Here is a 25,009-nt window from a genome sequence, read left to right on the forward strand (position 1 = left end):
AACCCGGGCGTCAGCCCAGCAGCAGCGCCGGGTCGCCGCGGCGGCGATACACCGAACCGAACCGGGCGTCCAGGCGCAGCCACGTCGGCGTGATGCGGACCCGGATCAATTCCTGGGCGTCGACGGCATCGGGTGACTGCGGCAGGAAACCCATCGCGGTCAGCGCGAACACGCAGCGCATCGGCAGCCCCACGTGTACGTCGGCGGAACTCACCTGGATGACCTCCTGGTCGAGCAGCGACACCGGCGGGCCGTGAGAGCTGCTGTGCTCCTTGGCAAGTCGCGCGCCGCTTTGGGCCAGACCGAGCACCACCCTGGCCGGGATGTCCTCGATGTGGGTGAATCCGGATTCCGGGGGCAGGGCGCCCCGCCACGCCGAGTCCATCGCGAATCCGGGATCGACGTAACCCGAGTCGTCCATCGCGGCCAGGCCGCGCGCCAGCGCATCCGCACCCACGGACAGGTCCGAGGGCCGGACCTCGCCCGGCACCACCCTGCTGGCCAGCACGTCGAAACCCGTTGCGACCCAGGCGGTCAGGAGCCCTTCGGATCGGGTCCGCAAGCGAATGATCGCCGCATCGTCGAGTCGCAGCGCGCGCTCGAGGAACGCGGCGAGATCCCGGCGGTGCTCGGCCCGAAATTGCGCGCCCAGCCACAGGCCGCGGTCGGCTACCTGATCCACCGCTGCAGATACTCCCGATGCTGCGGCGAGAGCCGCACCAGCCGCTCCTCCTCGATGTGGACGGCGGCCAGTTGCGACTCGGCGATGACGGCGGGCTTCGAGTCCGGATCCGCGTTGACCGAACGCACTTCGTAGCCCAGCGTGAAGTCGACCGCCCGCAACCGCTTGGTCCACATCGTCACCTGCAGCGGAGAATCGGCCAGCCGAAGCTGACCCTTGTAGGTGACCTTGACCTCGGCGATGAGCAACCCGATCGTCAAGATGTCGACCTCGAACGCCTCGCGCAGGAACTGCACCCGCGCCTCTTCGAGGATGGTGACCATGGTGGCGTGGTTGATGTGCTGGTACATGTCGATGTCCGACCAGCGCACCAGCACGGGCGCGACGAAGCCGATGCTCAACTCGATGAACCTCTTCCGCTCGTGCGGGTCATGCGACGGATTTGTCGCGCGGCGACGGACAGCGTCGCGAGATCCTTGTCCCCGTTTTCCTGGATCTCAAGGAGCGTCCGTCGGGCCCGCTCGACCCTGGACGCGGACAGGTGCTCCCACTCGGCGATCTTCTCTTCACCGCTTTCGTCGGGCTCCCCCACGGCGAGCACATCGAAGCACAGCGACCGCAGCGAGGCGTAGATGTCGTCACGGATTGCCAAGCGCGCCAACGAGTGCCAGCGGTCCCTGCGGGGCAGCTCGGAGACCGCCGTCAGCAGGCCGTCGGTGCCGAGCCGGTCCATCAGGGCGAAATAGGTGTCGGCCACCTCGGCGGCGTCGATGTCGTTGATGTCGCCGATGTCGATGATGTCGAGCAGGCTGAAGTGGTAGAGCCCGGCGGCCACCGTGTAGGCCAGGTCTTTGGGCGCGCCCTGGGAGGCGAATTCCGCGGCTTCCTTTTCCACGATGGCCTTGTCGTCACCGCGCAGCCATTCCGACATCCGCGGCGTCAGCGCCTTCACTTTGGCGGCGAACCGGTTGATCTCGGCGCCGACCGCCAATGGCTGTGGGCGGTAGTTGAGCAGCCAGCGTCCGGCGCGGTCGATCAGGCGTCGGGTGTCCAGGGTGAGCCGATCCGACAGGGCGACCGGCAGATTCTCCGCGCGGATGCGGCGCCAGATCTCGCTCACGCCGAAGATGGCGTCGGTGGCGACGTAGGTGCGCACCGCGTCGACCGACCCGACCCCGACGTCTTCGGTGATCCGGAAGGCGTAGCTGATGCCGGCGGCGTCCACGAGGTCGTTGATCAGCATGGTGGTGACGATCTCGCGGCGCAGCTGGTGGGTGCGGATCTCGCCGGTGAACCGTTCCCGCAACGGTTTCGGAAAGTACAGGGGCAACCGGGACGCGAACACGTCCTGTTCGGTCAGTTCGGTTTCGAGCATCTCCTCTTTGAGCCCCAGCTTCACGTGCGCCATCAGGGTGCACATCTCCGGTGAGGTGAGCCCGATGCCGGCCTCGGACCGCCGCTGAATCTCCTTTTCCGACGGCAGCGCTTCGAGTTCCCGGTTGATGCCGCGCTCGTCGACCAGGTACTGGATCAGCCTGGCGTGCACCGGAAGCAGGCTGGCCGCGTTCGCCCGGCTGGTGCCGATCAGGTCGTTCTGGTCCTCGTTGTCGGTGAGCACCAGTTGGGCGACCTCGTCGGTCATCGACTCCAGCAGCGGCTTGCGTTCCTCCGGCTTGACCTTGCCGGCGGTGACCAGGGAGTCGATCAGAATCTTGATGTTGACCTCGTGGTCGGAGCAGTCCACGCCGGCCGAGTTGTCCATCGCGTCGGTGTTGATCCGGCCGCCGGCCAGGTCGAACTCGACGCGGCCCAAGGCGGTCACCCCGAGGTTGCCGCCCTCGCCGATCACCTTGGCGCGAACCTGAGAACCGTTGACCCGCACCGGATCGTTGGCGCGGTCACCGACGTCGGAATCGGATTCGGACTCGGCCTTGATGTAGGTGCCAATCCCCCCGTTGAACAACAGGTCCACCGGCGCCTGCAGGATGGCCTTGATCAGGTTGGGCGGGGTCATCTCGGTGACGTCACCGCCGATGCCCAACACGTCGCGGACCTGGGGGCTGACCGGAATGGACTTGTGCTCCCGGCTGTACACCCCGCCGCCCTCGCTGATCAGCGACGTGTCGTAGTCGTCCCAGCTGGAGCGCGGCAGCTCGAACATCCGCCGGCGTTCCTCCCACGAGGCCGCGGCATCGGGGTCGGGGTCGAGGAAGATGTGCCGGTGGTCGAAGGCGGCGAGTAGGCGGATGTGCTTGCTCAGCAGCATGCCGTTGCCGAAGACGTCACCGCTCATGTCGCCGATGCCGACCACGGTGAAGTCCTCGGTCTGGGTGTCGACGTCCATCTCCCGGAAGTGTCGCTTGACGGCCTCCCACGCGCCCTTGGCGGTGATGCCCATGGCCTTGTGGTCGTAGCCGACCGAGCCGCCGGACGCGAACGCGTCGCCCAGCCAGAAGCCGTAGGACTTGGCGACGTCGTTGGCGATGTCGGAGAACGTGGCGGTGCCCTTGTCCGCCGCCACCACCAGGTAGGCGTCGTCGCCGTCGCGACGGATGACTTCCGTTGGCGGGTTGACCTTTCCGGTCGCGTGGTCAACGTTGTCGGTGACGTCGAGCAGGCCGGAGATGAACAGCTGATAGCAGGCGACGCCCTCGGCGCGGGTGGCGTCCCGGTCGGCCGCGGCGTCCCCGGTGGGCAACGGTGGCCGCTTGACGACGAATCCGCCCTTGGCCCCGACGGGCACGATGACCGCGTTCTTGACCGCTTGCGCTTTGACCAGGCCCAGGATTTCGGTGCGGAAGTCGTCGCGACGGTCCGACCAGCGCAGGCCGCCGCGGGCCACCGGGCCGAACCGCAGGTGCACGCCTTCGACCCGCGGCGAATAGACGAAGATCTCGTACTTGGGGCGCGGCAACGGCAGCTCGTCGACCAGCTGAGCGTCTAGTTTGATCGCCAGCACGTTGCGGGCCCGGGCCGAACCTTCGCGTGTCACAAAGTAATTGGTGCGCAGCGTCGCCTGCACCAGCGACGCGAAGGCGCGCAGGATGCGGTCGGTGTCCAGACCCACCAGGGCGTCGATGTCGGCGGCGACCGCGGCGGCGGCCGCCTGCGCGTCACGGCCGGTCGAGGAACTCGGGTTCGGGTCGAACAGCGCCTCGAACAGCGCGACCAGGGACCGCGCGGTCGACGGGTGCTCGTTGAGCACCGATTCGATGTAGGACTGGCTGTAGGGAAAGCTGGCCTGCCGCAAGTACTTTGCGTAGGCGCGCAAGAGCACGACCTGTTGCCAGCGCAGCCCCGCGCGCATCACCAGCTCGTTGAAGCGGTCGATCTCGAGGCGTCCCTGCCAGATCGCGGTGACGGCGTCGGCGAATCGCTCGGCCATCTCGTCGCGCTCGGCTTGCGTCGACGCCGACTCGATGGTCGGGTGCGGGGATATCTTGAACTGATAGATCCACACCGGCAGCCCGTCGGAGCGGGTGACCGTGAACGGCCGCTCCTCGAGCACCACCACGCCCATGCTCTGTAGCATCGGCAGCAGCTGGCTCAGCGAGGCGGTGCGCCCGCCCAGGAACCAGGTCAGCTGGGCGGATCCGTCCTCGCCTTCGAGGAACACCAGCTTGACCGAATTGTCGTGCAGCTCTTTGATGATCGCGATGTGATCGATGGCATCGGCCGGTGTGACGGCCTGCTTGTAGACCTCGGGAAAGGCGTCCGCGTAGTACTCCGCGTCGGCGTGCCCGACGGAGCCTTCGGCGGCGGCGGCGATCAGCCGGTCGGTCCAGGTGCGCGCCGCTTCGCTCAGCATGCCCTGGATGCGGATCCGGTTGTCCTCGGAGACGTCGACCGGCGTGGCGCCGGGGTCATCGGAAGGCAGGCGCACCATGAAATGCATGAGCGCCCACGGTGATTCGCTGACCCGCGCGGTGAATTCCAGGCGGGTGCCGCCGAATTCGTGTACCAGGATGTCTTCGATCTGCAGCCGCACCGCCGTGGTGTAGCGGTCGCGGGGCAGATACACCAGGCAGGAAACGAAGTACTGGAGGCTGTCGGCGCGCAGGAACAACAACGCATTTCGCTGCGGACCCAGATCCACCACCGCTTTGGCCATCGCCAACAACCGTTCGGCGCTGAGCGTGAACAGTTCCGAGCGCGGAACGGTTTGGATGACGTCGAGCAAAAGCTGGCCGGGGTGGATCGGGTCGCTGTCGGCCATCGCCAGCGCCTCGCGGACCCGGCGCGAGATCGTGGGGATCTCCAGGACGTCGGCGTTCATGGCGGCAACCGTGAACAGCCCGACGAAGCGGTGCTCGAGCACGCCGCCGTCGGCGTATTCGCGAACGGCGATGGCGTACGGGTAGGCGCCGTAGCGCAGGTAGCTGCCCACCACGGATTGCGCCAGGACCAGCAGCCGGTCGTCGTCGGTCAGCCGGGGGCGCGAGCCGGTGCGGGTGCGCAGCACGCCGAGCCCGGGCGTCCCGTCACCCGAGACGCGGCCGTCGTGCACGTGGCAGCGTTGATAGCCGAGCAGCAGGAAATTCCCGTTGCCCAGCCAGCGCAGCAGGGCCGCGACGTCGTCGCGGTCCGGCGCCGAGAAGCGGTCCTGCGCGTTGGCTTCGACCTGGGCGGCGAGGTCATTCAGCGCGGCGATCAGGCCCGACGCGTCGCTGGCGACCTGTTGCACGTCGGCGAGAACCCGGGGCAGCAGCCGCTCGACCTCGGTGAGCCCCTTGCTGTCGACGGAAGGCAGGAGCTGCACGTGGATCCACGCCTCGCCGGCGTATTGCGATGCCCCCTCGGGCTTCGCTTCGACGCTGAGCAGATCGCCGGCGGGATTGCGGTGCACGTCGAACACCGGCGTCATGATCGCCGTATAGGGAACGCCGAGCCGATGCAGCAGCACGGTGACCGAATCCATCAGCATGCCGCCGTGGTCGGTGACGACCTGCAGCGCCGGCCCGAACCCGGCGGGGTCCTCCGCGGGGTAGACGGCGACGCGGCTTTCGCCGTCGGGGCGGTGCTGGCCGAGCCGGTAGTGCGCGCTCAGCATGGCCGGGGTGACGATCGCCGCCGGGACCGTCAGGTCGATGGGCCTGGTCTCCGCGCCGCCGGACTGGTCGCTATGCGGACCGCGATAGCTCTCCACATAGGCTTTGGAGATCCACTGGGGAATGTCCTGCTGCTGGGTGAACGTCGTCCATGGCTCGAGGTCCTGTTTGGCTCCGGGATCGATCGTCATGCCGACTGCTCCCAACTGGCGACGGTTGTCACTGCGCTCAAACGCCCCGTTCCCGCGCGGCGGGGGGCAGAGCCGACACTAGTCGCGCGTCAGCTTGCGGTGGGTCACTCTGTGCGGCCGCGCCGCCTCGGCGCCCAGCCGTTCGATCTTGTTTTCCTCGTATGCCCCGAAGTTGCCCTCGAACCAGAACCACTTGGCCTCGTTGTCGTCGTCACCCTCCCACGCCAGGATGTGGGTGCAGGTGCGGTCCAGGAACCACCGGTCGTGCGAAATCACCACCGCGCAGCCGGGGAACTGCTCGAGGGCGTTCTCCAGCGAGCTCAGGGTTTCGACGTCGAGGTCGTTGGTGGGCTCGTCGAGCAGGATGAGGTTTCCGCCCTGCTTGAGCGTCAGCGCGAGGTTGAGCCGGTTGCGCTCGCCGCCCGAGAGAACGCCGGCCGGCTTCTGCTGGTCTGGGCCCTTGAACCCGAACGCCGACACGTAGGCCCGCGACGGCACCTCGGTCTGGCCGACGACGATGTGGTCCAGCCCGTCGGAGACGACCTCCCAGACGTTCTTCTTCGGATCGATGCCCGCGCGGGTCTGGTCGACGTAGCTCAGCTTGACCGTCTCGCCGACCTTGACCGTGCCGCTGTCCGGCTCCTCGAGACCGACGATGGTTTTGAACAGCGTGGTCTTTCCGACGCCGTTGGGGCCGATGACCCCGACGATGCCGTTGCGCGGCAGGGTGAACGACAGGTCCTTGATGAGGGTGCGCCCGCCGTAGCCCTTGTCGAGGTGCTCGACCTCGACCACCACGTTGCCCAGCCGCGGACCGACCGGGATCTGGATCTCCTCGAAGTCGAGCTTGCGCGTCTTCTCGGCCTCGGCGGCCATCTCCTCGTAGCGCTGCAGCCGTGCCTTGCTCTTGGCCTGGCGCGCCTTGGCCCCGGAGCGCACCCACGCCAGCTCCTCGGTCAACCGCTTCTGCAGCTTGGCGTCCTTGCGCCCCTGCACCGCGAGCCGTTCGGCCTTCTTCTCCAGGTACGTGGAGTAGTTGCCCTCGTACGGGTAGGCGCGGCCGCGGTCGAGTTCCAGGATCCATTCGGCGACGTTGTCCAGGAAGTACCGGTCGTGGGTGACCGCCAGGATCGCGCCCGCATATGAGGCGAGGTGCTGTTCGAGCCACTGCACGCTCTCGGCGTCGAGGTGGTTGGTGGGCTCGTCGAGGAGCAGCAGGTCGGGCTTGGACAGCAGCAGCTTGCACAGCGCGACGCGGCGGCGCTCACCACCGGACAGGTTGGTCACCGGCTCGTCGGGCGGCGGGCAGCGCAGCGCGTCCATGGCCTGCTCGAGCTGCGAGTCGAGGTCCCACGCGTCGGCATGGTCGAGCTCCTCCTGCAGCCGGCCCATCTCCTCCATCAGCTCGTCGGAGTAGTCGGTGGCCATCAGCTCGGCGACCTCGTTGAAGCGGTCGAGCTTGACCTTGATCTCGCCCAGGCCCTCTTCGACGTTGCCGCGAACGGTCTTCTCCTCGTTCAGCGGCGGCTCCTGCAGCAGGATGCCGACGGTCGCGTCGTTGGCCAGGAAGGCGTCACCGTTGTTCGGCTTGTCCAGGCCCGCCATGATCCGCAAGACGCTCGACTTGCCGGCGCCGTTGGGCCCAACGACGCCGATCTTGGCGCCTGGATAGAAGCTCAACGTGACGTCGTCCAGGATCACCTTGTCGCCGTGCGCCTTGCGGACCTTCTTCATCGTGTAGATGAACTCAGCCATGCCGCGGTTGTGCCTTTCTGGTCTTGCGGGTATCGGGGGGATCCCCGCGGACCATCCTAGGCACCGCCGGGGGACGGCTAAGCCGAGAGAGGCAGTCCGTCACCGCCCGCGCCGTCGTCGGCCTCGGTGGTGTCGCCGTCGGCGTCCGCCGGTCCGCTCGCCGCAATGGCATCCGCGGTGGTCGGACCGGTGTATCCGGGCTTCTCGATCCGGACGATCGCGCGCGACACGTCCGGCCCGACGGAGGTCGCCCGCATCTCCAGTGACGAGCGGCGGTTGCCGTCGCGGTCCTCGTACTCGCTGGTGTAGACGTGGCCCACCACGATCACCGGTGCGCCCTTGCCCAGCGCGGCCCCCACTCCGGTGACCAACTTGCCCCAGCAATTGACGTTGATGAACAGCGAGTTGCCGGGCTCCCAGCCGCGCTCGGCCGTGCGCCGGCGCGAATTGCTGGCCACGCGGAACTTCATGACCTCCTGGGTGCCGACCTGCCGTCGCTCCGGGTTGTTGACGATGTGGCCGACGACGGTGAGCGGTGTTTCAAACATGGGTTGATCCCTTTCGATTGCTTTTGTGGCTATGGCTGCCAGTAAGCGCGGCGGCACCGACGGCTCGACGGGGCAACGGGCGCCGGCCCATCCGCCCTGTGGACGAAACCGTGACTGTGGATCGATGCTGATATCCGCCGATGATTGGAAGGCGTGAAACGACTACCTGCACTGGCAGACGGCCGACCGGGCCGTGCCCGAGCGGATCAACAGGCTCATCGCGGAGGCTTGCCGGTCGCCGCAGGCGGGCATCGGCAAGCCTGAGCCGCTGAAATACGGGCTCGTCGGCGCCTGGTCTCGGCGAATTACCCACGAACACCGGCTCGTCTATCGGGTCGTCGGCAATGACCTACAGATCCTCCAGGCCCGGTATCACCACACCTAGTCGGTGGCGGACCCCTCGCGCGCCGGTCCCGACCCCTCGCGCTGCGCCAGCCGGCTCAGCATCGCGTTGTAGGCCGCCAGCTCGGCGTCATCGTCGCGGTCGGCGGCCCGGTCCAATCGTTTGGCGGTGCGACGGTCGCTGCGCGCCCACTGCACCAGCAGCGCCAGCATCACGATCACCAGCGGAAATTCCCCCGCCGACCAGGCGATGCCGCCGCCCAGCCGCTGGTCACCCAGCAGGTCGGTGTGCCAGCTCAGACCCAGCGAGCGGTAGTAGTCGGCGCCGAGCACCTTCTTGGTGCCCATCAACACCACCCCGAAGAACGCGTGCAGCGGTAGCGACGCGAACACCACGGCCACCTTGGCCAGCGGCGGGATCGGTCGCGGTGTCGGGTCCACCCCGATCACCACCCAATAGAACAGGTAGCCGCTCAGCAGGAAGTGCAGGTTCATCGCCAGGTGCCCGGCGTGACTGCTCGCGGTGATGTCGAAGAGGTTGGACAGGTACAGCCCGTAGAACCCGGCGACGAACAGCACCGTGGCCACCACGGGGTTGGTGAGGAATCGCGAGAAGCGACTGTGCAGCCCGGCCAGCAGCCACTCCCGCATGCCCGGCGGATCGTCGCGCCCCGCCGCGGGCAGCGCCCGCAACGCCAGGGTGACCGGAGCGCCCAGCGCCAACAGGATCGGCACCAGCATCGACAGGCACATGTGGACCACCATGTGCATGCTGAACATCGCCGGCATGTAGCGCCCGATTCCCGAGGACGTCACGAACAGCAACGCCAGGCAGCCGAGCAGCCAGGACACGGTCCGGCCCGGCGGCCACCTGTCGCCGCGCCGGCGCAGCCGCACCAGGCCTGCCACATAGAGCGCGGCGAGGACGATGGCCGCGGTGCCGAAGATCAGATCGAAGCGCCAGTCGAAGAGAATGCGTGCCACGGTCGGTGGCCCGTCGAAGTCGTAACCGATCTCGGCTTCGGGGACCGACGGCAGCCGGGCCGGCGGGGGCGGCGGCGCGGTGCGGCTCAGCCCGACGGCGATGCCGAACGTGAGGCCGAAGAGCGCGGCCTCGATCAGCGCCAGCCTGGCCAGCGCGGCGCGCGCCCGCGACGGGCTCGGATCCGCCTGCAGCGCAGCCACACTCACGCGCCGCTGGCGCCAGCCGACGCCACCCAACAGGCATAGCGCGACGAACTTGGCGACCACCAGGCGCCCATAACCGGTGGTGAGCAAATCGCCGGGCTGGACCCGCACCAGGGCGTTGACCAGTCCGCTCAACGCCATCGCCACCCAACACCACAGCGCGATCGACGAGAAGCGCCGCGCCGCCAGGCCGGTGTGGGCGCCGCCACGCAGGGCGTGGGCGAGCAAGGCGAGCAGGCCACCGGCCCACAGGCTGGCGGCGACCAGGTGGATCAGCAGGCCGTTGGTGGCCAGGTCGTGCGAGCCGCCGGCCGACGAATGACCGGTCAGGCCGAGCGGGATCAGCGTCAGCACCGACGCGGCGAGCAACACCGGCGTCCACGACCAGCGCAGCACCGACAGGCTCGCCACCGTGATCACGGCGGCCAGGATCGCGGTCCAGCGCCAGGCCGAGGCGGTGGCGATCAGACCCGCCAACGACCAGATGCGCGCCGGGCCGATGTCGACGACCGCGCGACCGGACACGTCGGAGATGGTCAGTGGGACCAGTAGGGCCGCACACACCGCCCACACCCCCGACGCCACCGTCCCCAACCGCAGCGCGCGGTAGCCGTCGGCGTCGAGGACGCCGCTGCGTTGCGGCGGCACCAGGAAGGCGGCGAACAGGAACGACCCGACCGCGAGGACCGCGGCGATCTCCCCCGCCGCACGAACGAACGGCAACCCCAGCGTGGTCACCGGGCCCGGGTCGGGCAGGCCCGTCGCGGTCAGCGCGCTTGCCAGCGAGAGCGTCCCGATCCCGGCGGCCGTGCAGCCCGCCAGGGCCGCGACGCCGGCCAGCGCCGGCCACACCAGCGCGCGGCGCTGGGACGAGGCCGCGGTCGTGGCCGTGCCGGCCGGCGGAGCGACGGTCATACACCCAGGGTATGGGCGCGGCTGCCGGCTACCCGGGTCGGCTGCCCAGCCGGTCCTGACGCGCCTTGAGCTCGCGGGCCACGAACTGATCCCGGGCAATGCGTCCGACGTAGTTGGAGTCCCGGAGAATGTCGCGCAATTCGCGCAGGAAGGCGGCTCGCCGTTCGGCCAGGTCCGGGGCGGGGCCGATCAGGTCCTGATCCTCGACAACCTGGCGCGCGGTGGCGAACAACAGCGTCGAAACCGATTCGCTGCTGCGGACCCGGGTCTGGGCCACATATTGCCGGCCGACGCCCAGCGCCAAGTCGGTCAGTTCCTGGTGGCCGATGTCGGCCGAGGCGTCGCGGAGCACGTCGGCGACGATCTCGTAGGCCTCGAAGAACACCCGCAGCATCGCGTCGGCCATCAGCGGACGCTTGGCGAACAGCAGGGCGTCGATCTCCTCGCCGCCGGCGGCGACGTGGGCTTGCCAGTTGTCGTGCCACGCCATCTCTTCGGCGATGTGGTCCCGGAAGGTCGCCGAGTCCGCGAAATAGAAGTCGAACTTCAGCAGATCGCGCAGCCGCGTCGCCTGGGCCCAGAACGCCGCCATGCGGTCGCCCTCGGCGTGCCTGGCGTGGGCCAGCGCGAGCTCCACGATCGAGGTCTCCAGGAAGGCGTGGATCACCGAGTTGCGGTAGAACGCGGCGGCGTGCTGGTGTTCGGGCGCGATGTGCCACACCGGCTCCCGGCCGCCGTCGACCCGGGTGATTGGGTGCCCGTTGGACAGGGCGTCGACCGCCGCCCGGACACCGTCGTGCGAGCGCAGGCGCAATGCGCTGGTGGACATCGGATTCTGTTTGCGTTCCAGATAGTCCAGCGAGTCCTGCAGCGTGTGGTGCAGCTGGCCCAGCGTCAGCGCCGCGCCGCGCGTGGTCAACAGCAGGGCGCACACCAGACCCGTCGCCGTCACCGGCGTCGCCTGCAGGATCCGCCAGGCGACCTCGAACGACATCTTCTGCAGGGCAAGCCGTTTGGCGTCCGGGTCCTGCGTGAGCGGGCCATGCGGGGCGCCGAGGTACTGGCGCATCGACACCGCTTCGGGGAACCGGACGTAAATCTTGCCGTAGTTGCGTTCGCCCTGCGCCCTGATGAAGTTGTACAACCAGCCGACACCCTCGGGGGTCTTCTCCCCGCCTCGGGCGTAGGCGGCGTATTCGGCGGTCTCGTGCAGCTGGTCGAAGCTGATCGAAACCGGTTGCAGCAGAATGTCTTCGCTGCGCCCATCCAGGTACGCGTCGGCGACGTAGGCCAGCAGACCGAGCTTGGGCGGCAGCATCTTTCCGGTCCGCGAGCGGGTGCCCTCGATGGACCAGCTCAGGTTGAACCGCTTTTCGACGATGTAGCCGACGTATTCGCGCAGCACGTACTTGTACAACTGGTCGTTGCCGATGTTGCGGCGGATGAAGATGACACCGGAACGCCGCAGCAGTGGCCCCATCGCCCCGAACGACAGGTTGATCCCGGCGAAGACATGCACCGGCGGTAACCGGTTCTCCTGCATGGCCACCGGCACCACGGCGCCGTCGATATAGGACCGATGGGAAAACAACAGCACCGCCGGGTGGGCTTCCAGGCCGGTGCGCATCGCGGCGACCTGGTACTCGTCGTAGTCGATCTCGGGATCGAACCCGCGGCTGATCATCCTGCCGAGCACCGAGACCAGGTCGACCGACGCCCTGCTCCACCCGGTGGCGAGTTCGTCGAGCATCTTCCCGGCCTCGTCGACGGTAGCGCCCGGGATCTTTGCCAGGCCGGCGCGAAACCGGTTGGACGCCAAGATCTCCGGCTTCACCAGGCGTGGCGACTTGTACTGCGGCCCGAGGATCCGGTACTCGACGCGTTCCATCGCCAAGATCGCGCGGCGGATCACGAATTGGGCGAAGTCGCTCTTGTCGTCCCCGACGGTGGTGTCACGCCACTGCCGGCGGAGTTCGGAGACCGTGGCCGATTCCCCGGCCACCACCCGCGCCCGCTGGGGTGCGTCGCGCAGGATCTGGGCCTGCATGCGTTGGTTGGGGTGGTAGGGATCCCGGCCGGGCAGCAGGCCGGTCAGCCTCGCGAGACGCCCGCGATCCGGCGGGGGTAGCCAAAACACCCGCACCGGCACGATCGAACGGTCCTCCCCCGACTCGAGCTGCTCGGCCAAAGATGTCATCGCTTCGGGCGGCGCGTCGAGCGCGGGCAGCGTGACCAGGTCGAAGTTCGCGCCCGGGTGGGCGGCACGCCGTTGATCCAGCCACGTCGTGACCAGTTCCATTTCGATCGGCGAGGCCATCGACGCCAATACCAGCGAGTCGGTTTCGGCGAGGATGGCGCTGGTATCTGCCGCCGGTTCGGTCATGGATGCCCTCGGGGCGGCGATTCCGGTGATTCGGCGCCGACGGTTCCGTCCGCGGCGGGCTGTTGCACCTCACCGTCCTTGAGAGCAACCTCGGATGCGTTCGGATTCGCCTTGGGCGCAGCCTTTTTCGCGGGGGACTTGCTCGCCGCTTTGGCCGGGGCCTTTTTCGCGGCGCCCTTTTTCGCGGCGCCCTTTTTCGCGGCGGCCTTCTTGGCGCCGGCCTTCTTGGCGGTGGTCTTGGCGGCCCGGCTGCGGGCTTGGGCGGCCGCCTTCTTTTCGGCGTACAGGTCGACCTCGGGCAGTTCGCCGACGGGCCAGTTGGCGAGCGTGTCCAGATACAGCTGACGCACCTCTTCGATGCGCTCGGGGAGTGTGTCAACTGTCCAGTCCTGCACCGAGATCGGAGGAAAGACCGCGACGTCGACCGTGCCGGGGTTGATGATGGCCGAGTTCCTGGCGGCAACGAGCTCGGCATTGCGGATCACGATCGGGACGATCGGAATGCCCGCGGCCAACGCGAGGCGGAACGGCCCCTTCTTGAACGGACCGACCTCGGTGGTGTCGAGCCGGGTGCCCTCCGGGGCCATCAAAATGGAAAGCCCGTTCTTGGCCCTCTCCTCGACCGTGCGCATCGTCTCGAGCGCGGAGGCCGAGTCGTCCCGGTCGATGAACACCCCGTCCAGGGCCTTACCGAGCAGGGCCATGATCGGGTTCTTCTGCAGCTCCTTCTTGGCCACGGCGACCCAGTTGTCGTTGACCAGCGCTCCGGCGATGACGGGGTCAACCTGGTTGCGGTGGTTGTAGATAAAGACGGCCGGACGCTGCGCGGTCAGGTTCTCTTTCCCGACGACATTGAGATGCACTCCGGTGGTCGCGAGCACCGTTTGGGAGAACACGGAGGTGAAGAAATTGGCGCCGCGCCGCCGGCTTCCGGTCAGCACACCCATCGCCACCGCCCCGGCCCCGACGGGGACGATCGAGCCGACCCCGGCAAGCGTGCGCACCTGGCGCCGCAGGCCCACCGGACCGCGGCTGCTGAACCGCAAAATCGGCCAGCCGCGGCGCTTGGCCACCGCCGCCATCTTGCCTTCGGGATTCGTCGGCCGCGGATTGCCGACCAGATACATCAGCGCGACGTCCTCGTCGCCGTCGGCGTAGAAGTAGCTGTCCTTGAGATCGATGTCGTGCTCGGCCGCAAAGCGTTGCACCGCAGCGGCTTTGCCCGGACCCCACAGGATCGGCTTCTGGACACCGCCGGTGAGTATGCCGTCTTCGGTGGTCTCGAATTTGTTGGTGAGCGTGTTGGGGATGCCGAGGAACCGCGCGACCGGATTGACCTGGATGGTCAGCGCGGACGAGCTGAGCACCACGGTGTGCCCGCGGGCCATGTGAGCGCGCACCAGCTCGCGCATCTCGGGGTAGATCCGCGACTCGATGCGCTGGACGAACAGCCGCTCGCCGATCTCGTCCAAGTCGTCGATCAACCGGCCCGCCAGCGCCGCGGCGGCCTTGCCGATGAGGTCCTCGAACTCGATGCGCCCCAGGGTGTGGCTCAGGCCGGCCTGGACCATGCCGAGCAGTTCCCCCACGCCCATGTCGCGGCGCAGCAGCCGCTCCTGGGTCAGGATGACCGCGGTGAACCCGGCGACCAAGGTGCCGTCCAGGTCGAAGAACGCGCCGATTTTCGCGCCGGCGGGGCTGGCCATGATCTCGGCCACCGAGCCGGGCAGTCGCATGTCCGCCCCGCTTTCCGGGGTGTCGTCGGCCCGCTCTTTGGATGCGCTCATGAGCCCGACGCCGATCGAGACGACACGGCCGACTCGGTGAACGAGGCGGGGACCGCGCGCGGCGGCGGATCACCGGCCAGCGCCAGGATTTCGTCGAAACCGTCGAGCAGGCACTGGGCGAACAGCGCGTCGTTGCGTACCGAGGCCCTGTCGTAGCGCACGGTGATGGTGCACCACCCGCCACGCGAGATCAACACCACCATCATCGCCACGCCCGGCAGCGGGCCGATACCATACTGCCGCAAGACTTTTGCGCCCGCGAGGTAGGTGTCTCCCGGAAAGACGGGCAGATTGCTGGCCTGCACGTCCGAACCGATCACCGAGCCGGTGAGGCCCTCCAGCACGGCGGTGGGCAAGACGCTGAGCACCGGCGCAAAAGAACCGATGATGTTCATCGCGGGCTCGTCGCGGCGCTGGGTCATCTGCGCGCGGATCTTCTTCATGCGGGAGACCGGATCGACGGTGCCGATCGGCGCGGCCAGGTTGACACCGGTGAACCGGTTGCCGCCGGCGTTGTCCGCTTCGGCCCGAAGGTTGACCGGCACCGCCATCGGCAGCGTGCTGATCGGCACGCCGAACGCCTCGTGGTACCGGCGCAAGGCTCCACACAGTCCGGCGAGGTAGGCGTCGTTTATCGATCCGCCGCCGGCTTTGGCGGCCCTGTGCAGGTCGGAGAGCGGGATGTCGATCGCCTCGGTGCGGGTGGTCAGGCTGCGCCGACGCAGCAGCGGCGACGGCTCGGCGGCCCGGTTGAGGACCCGCATGCCCGACATGGCGTATCCGACGATTCCCGAGACGGTGGCCGCCGGTTCCAGCACCGCGCGCCCGGCCGCCGACACCGCCCCCGACAGCGCGCCCAGGACGCCGCCGACCACAGCGAGCGGGAGGTGGTTAATGCCTTGGCGCATCAGGTCATTCGACGTCAGGTCTTGAGGGATGGGCAGCGGCAGCGTCGGCTTCGCGGGCGGGTCGCGCTCGAGGTCATAGATCTCGGCGAACATCTGGACCCCGCCGACGCCGTCGGTGACGGCGTGGCTGACATGCAACAGGGTCGCCGCCTTCCCGTCCGCCAAGCCCTCGACCAGGGTGGCCGTCCACAGCGGCCGGGAGATGTCCATCGGTGATTGCAGGTTGACCTCGGCGAGGTCGAAGACGTCACGCAGGGTCCCGGGTTCGGACACGCGCACCCGGCGCACATGGAAATCCAGGTTGAAATCGGGATCGACCACCCAGCGCGGCGCGGCCGTCGGCAACGTCGGGACGACGACCTTCTGCCGCAGCCGCAGCACCCGCCGGGAGGCGTTCTCGAACCGGGCCCGGAACTGCTGCCAGTCCGGTGTGGTGTCCAACAGCTCCAGCGCCATGATCCCCGAGCGGGTGCGGGGATTCGCTTCGCCCCGGTGCATGAGGTAGTCGACCGGCCCGAGCTCGTCGGACAGTTTGATCGCCTCGACGGACTCAGTCATGGTCATCAACTCGACGAACCAACCTTGTCACCGTCGATCACGCTCCCGCCTTGGTCCGCGAACCCTGATGGTCACCACAACGCTAGTCGGGTTACCCCGCTGGTGAAAGGAGATGCGAGGACTGCAGCGCGCGCTCAGCCGGCCGTCAGCTGGCGGAAGTGGCCGACAGCGGCAGCGAATCCAGGACCGAGCTGACGCGCCGCCCGTAGACGACACCCAGGAAGTCGGCGACCGCGTCGGCGGCCAGCCGCGACCGAACCGTCGGGGTGATGTCGAAAGCGTGATGGGCGTTGGCGAGTTCGGCGTGCGCCACCGTGGCGGCACCGGCCCCGCGCAGCGCCGCGCAGAAGGCGCGGGCCTGGCCACTGGGAACCAGTTCGTCTTTCTCGCCGTGCAGCACGAAGAACGGCGGCGCGTCGGGGTGCACATAGGAAATCGGCGACGCCGCGGTGAACCGCTCCGGCTCGTCGGCGTAGCGGGCCTTCACGACGAACTGCTCCAGGAACGGCAGCATCAGTTCGTGCATGTTGTCGAAGTCGGTGAAGTCGTAGACGCCGTAGTAGGGGGCGACCGCTTGGACGGTGGTGTCGGCGTCTTCGAAACCGGGCTGAAAATCTGGGTCGTTCGGGGTGAGCGCCGCCAGGGAGGCCAGGTGCCCGCCCGCGGACCCGCCGGTGATCGCGATGAAGTCGGGGTCGCCGCCGTAGTCGGCGATGTTCTCCCGGACCCATGCGATCGCCCGCTTGACGTCGATGAGATGCGCGGGGAAGGCGCTGCGCGGGCTCTTGCTGTAGTCGATCGACACGCAGATCCAGCCCAGTTGAACCATGCGGCTCATCAGCGTGTAGGCCTGCGGGCGCCTGCCGTTCAGCGCCCATGCTCCGCCCGGCACCTGGATGAGCACGGGCGCCCTGCACCCGGGGGCCAGGTCGTCGCGCCGCCAGATGTCGAGCAGGTTGTCGCGGCCGCGGGGGCCGTAGGAGATGTCGGAAGTCTGTGCCGCATACCGGCGGTGGGGCCCGGGCCTGCCCAACAGGCCACTGCGGGGGGCACATACGGTCCCGACGGTGGTCGGGTGGCATACCTGTTCACGGAAGCCGGGGCCGAAGGCCTCCTCGAGCGCGGTGGTGAGGGTTTGATCCGCCCGCTGGGCGGCCAACGTCTTGCCGACCCGTCCGATCGACGGATGCGCGACCCGCGACAGCGCATGACCGGTGACGACGTGCGGCGGGAACTCGGTGAAGAGCCAGCCGGTGAAAAAGCCCAGCGCGAGTGGGCCGCCTCGCAGCAGCAGGCTGCCGGCCCGATAGGCGACTTTGGCGTCGGCCGCCAGGCGTGATGCCTGGGCGCCGGCCCACGAACAGCGCGAAGTCAGGTCACTGGCCACGCTCATGACAACGTCACCTCTCGACGTCAGGCACACGCCTCGCTGCGGTTAACGGCCGATTGCCGGCCGATGTTGTACGTGTGTCGAGGTCCATCACGATAACCGATAAACGCGGCGCGGGAAGGCTTTTCGTGCGCGTGGCGGCGGGGAATCGGGCCGGGGGGTGCGGTTGGATAGACTGACCTGCACATTGCCTCCGTAGCTCAGGTGGATAGAGCAAGGGCCTTCTAATCCCTAGGTCGCAGGTTCGAATCCTGCCGGGGGCACGGAGCGGTGGCTGGTAGTTGGCGTGGCGGCCACTGGGTCGGCCGCGCACCGTGGGTCGCCCCGGCGTTACCCCGGCGAGCGGGCGATTATTCGGCGAGGGCGCCCGGCATAACAGGACCACATCATCCCCACCTGTCACACCGGCCAAATATTGGAGCAGAATTGCACCCCAAGTGGGGGATGTGGCTCGGCGTGTCGCGCCCCTTGTGCGTCGGCCTAGGGCCATAACATGGCCGGCACGCTATTCGAACATACTGGCGGCGTCCTGCAGCCCAGGATCACCGCCGAGAATGACTCTGCACTATGACAACGACTGACGACACAGACGAACAGTGGCTACCCCTAGGCGTTGATGGCAACCAGGTGGCCACCTTTACGGCGCCATGGACCGAGATACCGCACTATTTCCAACAGTCCCTTTGGGACTGGATCGACGCCGACCTCATCGGGCGCAGCTACAACAGCGATCGATTCCTCAGAGTAGACCTACTTCGCAGGGCGGAGCGCAAGCTTCACGCCGAGTTGCCATCCTTGGAGGAATACCACGTCGACAGCGGTCCCGATGCCTTGCGGAAGCACTACAAAAAAGTCGGACCAGCGGCCCTTCTGACGTTCGTGGACTTCCTGATGTCGGACCTGCCTGAAGATCACAGCCTTCTTGAGGCGCTGGAGGAACGGCTAATCGAATCCGGGTCCGGTTGGAGGGTAGGCACCAGGGCGGGTAAACCTGGTCTCGTGCAGCGGCTTCCGCATGGTGTTGTAGATGCAGCAGAGGCCACTGTTCACCACGGCAGAGCTGGAAAGCGCCTCGCAGAAGCGTGGGAGGCCGCGTTCGGCATGAACCCAAATCCGTCGGAGGCGTACCGCTTCGCCGTCAAGGCTGTGGAGGACGCCAGCGCGCCAGTGGTCATTCCGAACGATCCCAGCCCCACGCTCGGCAAGGTGAACCAGCGCATCGAGCAGGGCGGGAAATTCAGGCTTCCACATCTTCGTGAAGAGCCGGGCGGCACGACCTCGCACGACGTCCTGCTCTATAACCTGAAGCAGCTTTGGTGGGGGCAGTACGACCGACACGGCGGATTGCAAGCATCGCCTCTACCGGATGACGTCACCCAGGAAGAGGCAGAGACGGCGGTGCTGCTCGCCGTTACGCTCGTCGGTTGGTTCGAGACCGGCAAAGTGCAGCCGTAACCGGCTGCTAGCCAACCAAACTGACCACGTTCGTCGCCGGAGCTACCGGGCGCGGCGGCGCCGGCAAGGTGTTCGCGGTGGGCTCTCGGGGATGTGGTCGGCGTACACCGCCATCGTCACCGCGAGATCCGCGTGCCCTAGATGACCAGCGCCGATGCGGGCAAACGACGATCTCCGGTCACGGGGAGCATGCGCCAATTTAGCCGTGTGATCCGACGCCACGTGGCTTGCGACGGTCGTCGCCCAACGGTTGCACCGCCGCCTGCGGCTGCGGCTGCCTCAACCAACTAGAAGTTGCAGCGCGCCCGGGTCGAACGACGAGACAACTACGTTATCGCCATTAGCGCAGTAGCGCCCGCGACATCACCACGCGCTGAATCTGATTGGTGCCCTCATAGATCTGGGTGATCTTGGCGTCGCGCATCATCCGCTCGACGGGGAAATCGACGGTGTAGCCGGCGCCGCCGAACAGTTGCACCGCGTCCGTGGTGACCTCCATCGCGACGTCGGAGGCCAGGCACTTCGACGCCGCGGAGATGAAGCCCAGATGCGATTCGCCGCGTTCGGCGCGGGCGGCGGCGTGGTACACCATCAGCCGGGCCGACTCCACCTTCATCGCCATGTCGGCGAGCATGAACTGCACCGCCTGAAAGCTGCTGATCGACTGCGCGAACTGCTTGCGGTCCTTGGTGTAGGCGATCGCCGCGTCCAGCGCGCCCTGGGCGATGCCGACCGCCTGCGCGCCGATGGTGGGCCGGGTGTGATCCAGCGTCGCGAGCGCCGTCTTGAACCCGGTGCCCGGCTCGCCGATGATCCGATCACCCGGAATGCGGCAGTTCTCGAAGTACAACTCGGTGGTCGGCGAACCCTTGATACCCAGCTTCTTTTCCTTGGGCCCGACGCTGAATCCCTCGTCGTCCTTGTGCACCATGAACGACGAAATCCCATTGGCGCCCTTGTCCGGATCGGTCACCGCCATCACCGTGTACCAGCTCGACTGGCCCCCGTTGGTGATCCAGCACTTGGCGCCGTTGAGGATCCAGTCGTCCCCGTCGGCCTTGGCCCGGGTCCGCATCGATCCGGCGTCGCTGCCGGCCTCGCGCTCGGACAGCGCGTAGGACGCCATCGCCGAGCCGTCCGCGATCGAGGGCAGCACCTGCTTTTTCAGCTCGTCGGAGCCGCGCAGGATCAGCCCCATCGTGCCCAGCTTGTTGACCGCGGGAATCAGCGACGCCGACGCGTCGACGCGGGCGACCTCCTCGATGACGATGCACGCCGCCACCGAGTCAGCGCCCTGCCCGCCGTACTCCTCGGGCACGTGCACGGCGTTGAACCCCGAGGCGTTCAGGGCCTCCAACGCCTCCTGCGGGAAGCGGGCATTCTCGTCGACGTCGGCGGCGTGCGGGGCGATCTCTTTTTCGGCCAGCGCCCGGATCGCCGCCCGCAATTCGGTGTGTTCCTCGGGCAACTGGAACAAATCAAAAGGTGGCCAGCTTGTCGTGGTCATGGCGATCTTCTTTCTAAGTATGTGAGACTGCAGAGCTGTCGCTTTGCGTTTGGGCGCTGTCGCCTGACCAGCGCTACCTATCGACGTGAAGAGCGCGTGCGGGAGTCATGGCCTGGACCGGTTGTCTCGGATGCTGAGCGAGTCACGTGCGTCGGTCGTGGGCTCAGGGTTCCGCGCCCCAGCGAGCAACCTAGCCATGCCTGCGATCGGGTCGGCCAAACTAGGACACGACCGAACTTTCGGTTCGAAGCCTTCGGCTGCTCGATCCAACAGTAACGAGTCAGCGTGTGGAGCATTGGTGGCGAGGAATTGGCCTGTCTCTATCGCACGAAACAGCGCATCGGCTACCGCCTCAGGCGGTTGCAGCTCCGATAGTGGCAGTGCCTTCATTGCCTGCTCGGGATCGATCCCACTCAGTCGAGCACTGAACAGAAAGTTGGTCTCCGTGATGTGAGGGGCGAGCACCATTACCCGGACACCCAGCGGCGCGCACATCAAAGTTAGTGCTTCGGTGAACCCGAAAATCCCTGCCTTGGAACAGATATACGGTAGAAGCAAGGGAGCCTCAGGGAACAGTGCGAGGCTGGACGACGTGTTGATGATCAAGCCCGACCCGCGATGGGCCATGCCCGGGAGGAACGCGTTAATCGCGCGAACTTGCCCTAGCACGTTGACCTCGAAAACCCAGCGCCAGTCATCGAGTGGAATTTTGCCGATCGGGCCCCCAACGGCCACGCCGGCGTTGTTGAAGAGCACTTCGATGGGCCCGATTTGCTCCGCCGCGTTGGCTAACGAAGCGATGTCTTCATCGATCGAAACATCACATGTTACGCCAATTGCCTTGCCGCCGTCCGCAACAATGTCGTCGGCTACGGTCTTGGCGGCGGCACTGTCGCGATCGGATACGACCACATGAGCGCCTAGGTGCCCAAACCTCTTTGCGACCGAGCGCCCTATTCCCGCACCAGCTGCAGTTAGTACTGCCACCTTGTCCCGCAGATCCATTTAGCTTCAACTCCTTTGAATGTCGTTGTTCAATCGGGTAGGCCTGCAGCTTGATGGGGTCCTGTGGCCAAACTCCGAAGTCGGTGCCGGGCTCGCAGTAGACCTTGATCTGCTGGAACCCGTTCCGTTACGCGAGTTTCGTAGGATTCACACGCGCTGCCCTTTGACCCGCCGTCTTCGAGCTTCTCGCTCAGCACCCCACACGTTTTGATCCAGACAACGCGGTGTGTAGCGCCCTTTCGATTGCGCGGTACGTTGACCGTCGTAGCAAGTTCGCGGTTCGACATTCTGCATCAGCCTTCGTGTTTCATATGTGATTGTCATGGGTTGATCGTGTTATCCCCTATCTGGCGGCCCCAGACGTACTCGATCGCGTACGGCGATCCGGTGTCGAGGTGGTTGTACGGCGCGATGCTGTTGCCGGTGTCCATGACCAGTTCGGGCGCGGGCCACAGGTCCCGGGTGATCTCCTGCCAGCAGCCGGGGGCGCCGCCGGGGCCGCCGCGGGCGTTCACCCGGGGCAGGTTCTCGGGCCAGATGTAGGGGTTGGGCGCCCCACCGACCAAACCCACCGCGCCGCCAACACCCATCGTGGCTGCGGTCGTGGCGAGTCCGGGGAGGGACAGTAGAAGCCCCGCACCCGATAGGAGCTCGGTGTTGGCTTGGCTGGAATAGCCGTTCGTGCCGCCGTTTGCCGCATAGATCTTGGGTTCGACGTCGTGGAAATTTCGAATGGTGCAATAGATTTCGGGGCTGTAGGTGTCGAGTAGTTGGGCCGTGGGCACCAGATCGGCGGCCCCACGCGCCAGATACGGCCCACCCTTGGTGAACAAATCCGCACCCGTGTTACCGAACCCGGCCGCCGACAACAACGCCTGATCCAAATCCTTTTGCTGCGCGTTGATCGTGCGCGAGGTCACCACCGCATCACTCAAAAAGTCGAACAAATCCGGCGACGCATCCGCATAGGTATCCCCCAACGCCGCCAACCGTTGAATATCCTTGCGCGCCTGCGGCATCCGCGGATTCACCTCATCCAAAACCGCGTTCGCATTCACCACCGACTGCCCGAACTTCTCCCCCAACCCCGCCAGCGACTGCGCCGCCGCGCTCAACGTCAAATTCAACTTGACCGGATCGACCTTCTGCGCGATCGAGGTGATCGTCTGAAACAGCGTGTTGATCTCGGTGGTCACCGAACGCGCATCCAGCACCGTGTGCGGCGAAATCTTCTGCGGCGACGGATGCGCCGGCGTCGTCAACGACACATACTTACCGCCGAACACCGTCGTCGCCTTGATATCGGCATTCACATTCGACGGAATCAACGCCAAATACCGCGGATAGACCTCGAGCGTGAACTTCGCCGCCGGCTTGCCATCACGCACCGTCTCCGCGATGCTGCCGACCCGGCCGATCTCCACCCCGTTATAGGTCACCTTCGACCCCGGATCCATCACCAACCCGGCCCGCGCGGCCAGCATCGTCAGGTTGGTCTTGGGGGTGAAGTCGCCCCGGAACTGCCCGTAGACGAACCCTAAGACCAGCGCCGCGATCACCAGCGCCGCCAGCCCGACCCACTTGTACGGGGGGGTCCGGGCGGCGTTGGTCTGGATCGGCGCTGACATGGCGGTTACACCGTGAGCGCGAAGTTGGGGTTGACGCCATAAAACGCCAACGCGGCGGCCAACACAACAACCTGCACCGACACCAGCGAGAAACTCCGGATGGTCGCCACGAACGAAATCGACTTGATGCCCATCACTTCCAGAGCCGCGATTTCGTCGCCGATGCGTATCGCGCCCAACCCGGCGCCGCCGCCCGCACCCACCGCGGCGGCCGACGCGATATCGGTCACCACCTGGACTGTGCGGAAGTCAATTCCCCATACACCTTGATCTGTTGGAACTGCTCGAGTGCGCGCGGCCCGCAGAGATAACCCCCATTGCTGCTGGACTTATATCCGCCCTGCTCGAACTTCTCATTCAGCAGTCCCCACGTATTGATCCACACTCCGGCGGACTGCAGGTCGCGGCCGATGGCGCGGGCACGACCGGGGTTGCGGGTGAATACTGCTGCACCCAAACCATATTCGGTCGCATTTGCCCGGTGAACAGCCTCAGCGTCGGAATCGAATACTTCGAATGTCTGCACGGGTCCGAATAGTTCCTCTTGGACCACCGGGGCATCGAGGCGCTCGACTTCGAGCAGGGCGGGTCGGTAGAACGCTCCGGCCGCCAGTGGGCCGTCGGTGATCAGTCCGCCGCGGACCAATGGCACCGCATACTCGAGGGCGGCGTCTACCAGTCGGTCGAGACGCTCAGCGCTGGCCTTGTCTATGAGTGGGCCAATCTGGCTGGCGGGGTCATCGCTTGGGCCGGGCTGTACCGCGGCCAATGCCGCGCTGAGTCGAGTACGGACGTCGTCGGCGATCTCGCGGTGCACGAGTACCCGTGACCCGGTGACGCAGAACTGGCCGTTGGACATCGTTGCGGCAGATACCACGGTCGGGATTGCCGCGTCGAGGTCGGCATCGTCGAGAAGAATCAGCGGAGTCTTTCCGCCCAACTCGAGGTTGAGTCTCTTGAGGGTGGTCGCGCTCGCTTCAACGATCTTCCGGCCAACCGCCGTACTTCCCGTGTAGCTGATCACCGCCACTTCCGGAGAGCTCACCATTAGCTCCGCGCCCTGACTGCCCGACTCCGTGAAGATGTTCACCACTCCGGTTGGAACTGCCGAGCACTGCGCGACAATCTCGGCGAAGAGGTTGTTGGTCAGTGCTGTCTGGGCTGGCATCTTGACGACCGCTGTGCATCCCGCGGCCAATGCCGGCCCCAGCGCTCTGGCGGTCAGGGTGATCGGCCCGTTCCACGGTGCGATGATCGCTGCAACTCCGAGCGGCTCAGGACTGGAGCGAAAGTGCACATCGGAGCCGATGTCCGCGTGACGCCCCACATCAGAGCTGATGAGGCACGCTGCGGCGTTGTAGCGCAGCCACTGAACCGCAGTGGCGACCTGGAACATCGTCTGCCACAGCAGCATGCCGTTCTCTTGGCTCGTCATCGCCGCGAGTTCGTGACTTCTTGCCTCCACCCCGTCGGCGATCTGAGATATGGCCCGCGCCCGTAGGTTTACATCGCGGGCCCACTCCCCTGCCGCGAAAGCTGCACTCGCTGCTGTTATGGCGGCTGCCGCCTCATCGGTGCCTCCATCTTGGTAATGGCCGACCACCTCGCCGGTCGACGGATTGATCGATTGCCCAATTTTTGCGGATTCGGTCCATTGCGAGTTAATCCAATGCCGGGCGGGAACGACCGGGCTCGTCGCGATGTCGAGCGTGCTCATTT

General features: G+C 66.7%; 16 protein-coding genes, 1 tRNA gene and 1 pseudogene. 3 read left to right on the plus strand and 15 right to left on the minus strand.

All coding sequences use genetic code 11. The features are described 5' to 3' along the window. Positions 1-10 precede the first annotated feature (10 nt). From QGN30_RS20040 to QGN30_RS20060, 5 genes are all read right to left on the minus strand, one after another. Positions 11-682, minus strand: a complete 672-nt coding sequence (locus QGN30_RS20040) for a hypothetical protein (protein WP_014382170.1) — start codon at positions 680-682, stop codon at positions 11-13. Then, entirely contained in the window at positions 670-1,083 is a 414-nt protein-coding gene (locus tag QGN30_RS20045) for an acyl-CoA thioesterase (protein WP_008255151.1), read from the minus strand. The genes QGN30_RS20040 and QGN30_RS20045 overlap by 13 nt, the downstream gene beginning before the upstream one ends. Continuing rightward, the gene (locus QGN30_RS20050) at positions 1,080-5,921 is read right to left on the minus strand and encodes an NAD-glutamate dehydrogenase (RefSeq protein WP_009955478.1); all 4,842 of its coding nucleotides are present in this window, start codon (positions 5,919-5,921) and stop codon (positions 1,080-1,082) included. Before QGN30_RS20050 ends, QGN30_RS20045 begins: the two co-directional genes overlap by 4 nt. Positions 5,922-5,999: 78 nt before the next feature. Next, positions 6,000-7,676: an energy-dependent translational throttle protein EttA gene (gene ettA / locus QGN30_RS20055; protein WP_009955480.1), complete on the minus strand. Its 1,677-nt coding sequence runs from the start codon at positions 7,674-7,676 to the stop codon at positions 6,000-6,002. A gap of 77 nt (positions 7,677-7,753) precedes the next feature. Then, positions 7,754-8,224: a single-stranded DNA-binding protein gene (locus tag QGN30_RS20060; RefSeq protein ID WP_014382168.1), complete on the minus strand. Its 471-nt coding sequence runs from the start codon at positions 8,222-8,224 to the stop codon at positions 7,754-7,756. Between the two features lie 166 nt (positions 8,225-8,390). Between QGN30_RS20060 and QGN30_RS20065 the strand changes: the two genes are divergently transcribed. After that, on the plus strand, positions 8,391-8,609 hold the full coding sequence (locus QGN30_RS20065; RefSeq protein ID WP_080588088.1) for a Txe/YoeB family addiction module toxin: 219 nt from the start codon (positions 8,391-8,393) through the stop codon (positions 8,607-8,609). On the opposite strand, the gene QGN30_RS20070 is transcribed toward QGN30_RS20065, so the two are convergent. From QGN30_RS20070 to QGN30_RS20090, 5 genes are all read right to left on the minus strand, one after another. Then, a complete protein-coding gene (locus tag QGN30_RS20070) occupies positions 8,606-10,669 on the minus strand; it encodes a cytochrome c oxidase assembly protein (protein ID WP_014382166.1) in 2,064 nt (687 codons plus the stop codon). The two genes, QGN30_RS20065 and QGN30_RS20070, sit on opposite strands and share 4 nt — an antisense overlap. Before the next feature lie 28 nt (positions 10,670-10,697). After that, positions 10,698-13,052: a glycerol-3-phosphate 1-O-acyltransferase gene (locus QGN30_RS20075; RefSeq protein ID WP_014379663.1), complete on the minus strand. Its 2,355-nt coding sequence runs from the start codon at positions 13,050-13,052 to the stop codon at positions 10,698-10,700. Further along, complete coding sequence (locus QGN30_RS20080; protein WP_248923576.1) at positions 13,049-14,839, minus strand: HAD-IB family hydrolase/lysophospholipid acyltransferase family protein; 1,791 nt, start codon at positions 14,837-14,839, stop codon at positions 13,049-13,051. Before QGN30_RS20080 ends, QGN30_RS20075 begins: the two co-directional genes overlap by 4 nt. Further along, entirely contained in the window at positions 14,836-16,305 is a 1,470-nt protein-coding gene (locus tag QGN30_RS20085; RefSeq protein WP_085977683.1) for a WS/DGAT/MGAT family O-acyltransferase, read from the minus strand. Before QGN30_RS20085 ends, QGN30_RS20080 begins: the two co-directional genes overlap by 4 nt. A gap of 145 nt (positions 16,306-16,450) precedes the next feature. Continuing rightward, positions 16,451-17,698: an alpha/beta hydrolase gene (locus QGN30_RS20090; protein ID WP_009955409.1), complete on the minus strand. Its 1,248-nt coding sequence runs from the start codon at positions 17,696-17,698 to the stop codon at positions 16,451-16,453. Positions 17,699-17,884: 186 nt separating this feature from the next. On the opposite strand from QGN30_RS20090, the gene QGN30_RS20095 reads away from it, so the two are divergent. After that, a tRNA-Arg gene (locus QGN30_RS20095) sits at positions 17,885-17,958 on the plus strand. 304 nt (positions 17,959-18,262) lie between these two features. After that, the gene (locus tag QGN30_RS20100) at positions 18,263-19,150 is read left to right on the plus strand and encodes a hypothetical protein (RefSeq protein WP_042792260.1); all 888 of its coding nucleotides are present in this window, start codon (positions 18,263-18,265) and stop codon (positions 19,148-19,150) included. Between the two features lie 340 nt (positions 19,151-19,490). Here QGN30_RS20100 and QGN30_RS20105 read toward each other — a convergent pair whose 3' ends face one another. The 5 genes and pseudogenes from QGN30_RS20105 to QGN30_RS20125 all read right to left on the minus strand — a co-directional run bounded on the left by QGN30_RS20105 (position 19,491) and on the right by QGN30_RS20125 (position 25,007). Beyond that, positions 19,491-20,657 carry an acyl-CoA dehydrogenase gene (locus tag QGN30_RS20105; RefSeq protein WP_042792259.1) on the minus strand — a complete coding sequence of 389 codons (1,167 nt, stop codon included), beginning with the start codon at positions 20,655-20,657 and terminating at the stop codon, positions 19,491-19,493. Between the two features lie 105 nt (positions 20,658-20,762). Further along, positions 20,763-21,662, minus strand: coding sequence for an SDR family NAD(P)-dependent oxidoreductase (locus tag QGN30_RS20110; RefSeq protein WP_082278472.1), 900 nt, complete (start codon positions 21,660-21,662; stop codon positions 20,763-20,765). Between the two features lie 320 nt (positions 21,663-21,982). Then, the gene (locus QGN30_RS20115; RefSeq protein ID WP_248923575.1) at positions 21,983-23,290 is read right to left on the minus strand and encodes an MCE family protein; all 1,308 of its coding nucleotides are present in this window, start codon (positions 23,288-23,290) and stop codon (positions 21,983-21,985) included. Positions 23,291-23,295: 5 nt separating this feature from the next. Next, positions 23,296-23,523: pseudogene (locus tag QGN30_RS20120) on the minus strand (ABC transporter permease); the annotation flags it as partial. After that, on the minus strand, positions 23,517-25,007 hold the full coding sequence (locus QGN30_RS20125; protein ID WP_042792257.1) for an aldehyde dehydrogenase family protein: 1,491 nt from the start codon (positions 25,005-25,007) through the stop codon (positions 23,517-23,519). The pseudogene QGN30_RS20120 and the gene QGN30_RS20125, both read right to left, overlap by 7 nt. Positions 25,008-25,009: the final 2 nt, after the last annotated feature.

The organism is Mycobacterium sp. 3-98, assembly GCF_035918355.1.
Classification (GTDB): Bacteria; Actinomycetota; Actinomycetes; order Mycobacteriales; family Mycobacteriaceae; genus Mycobacterium; species Mycobacterium intracellulare.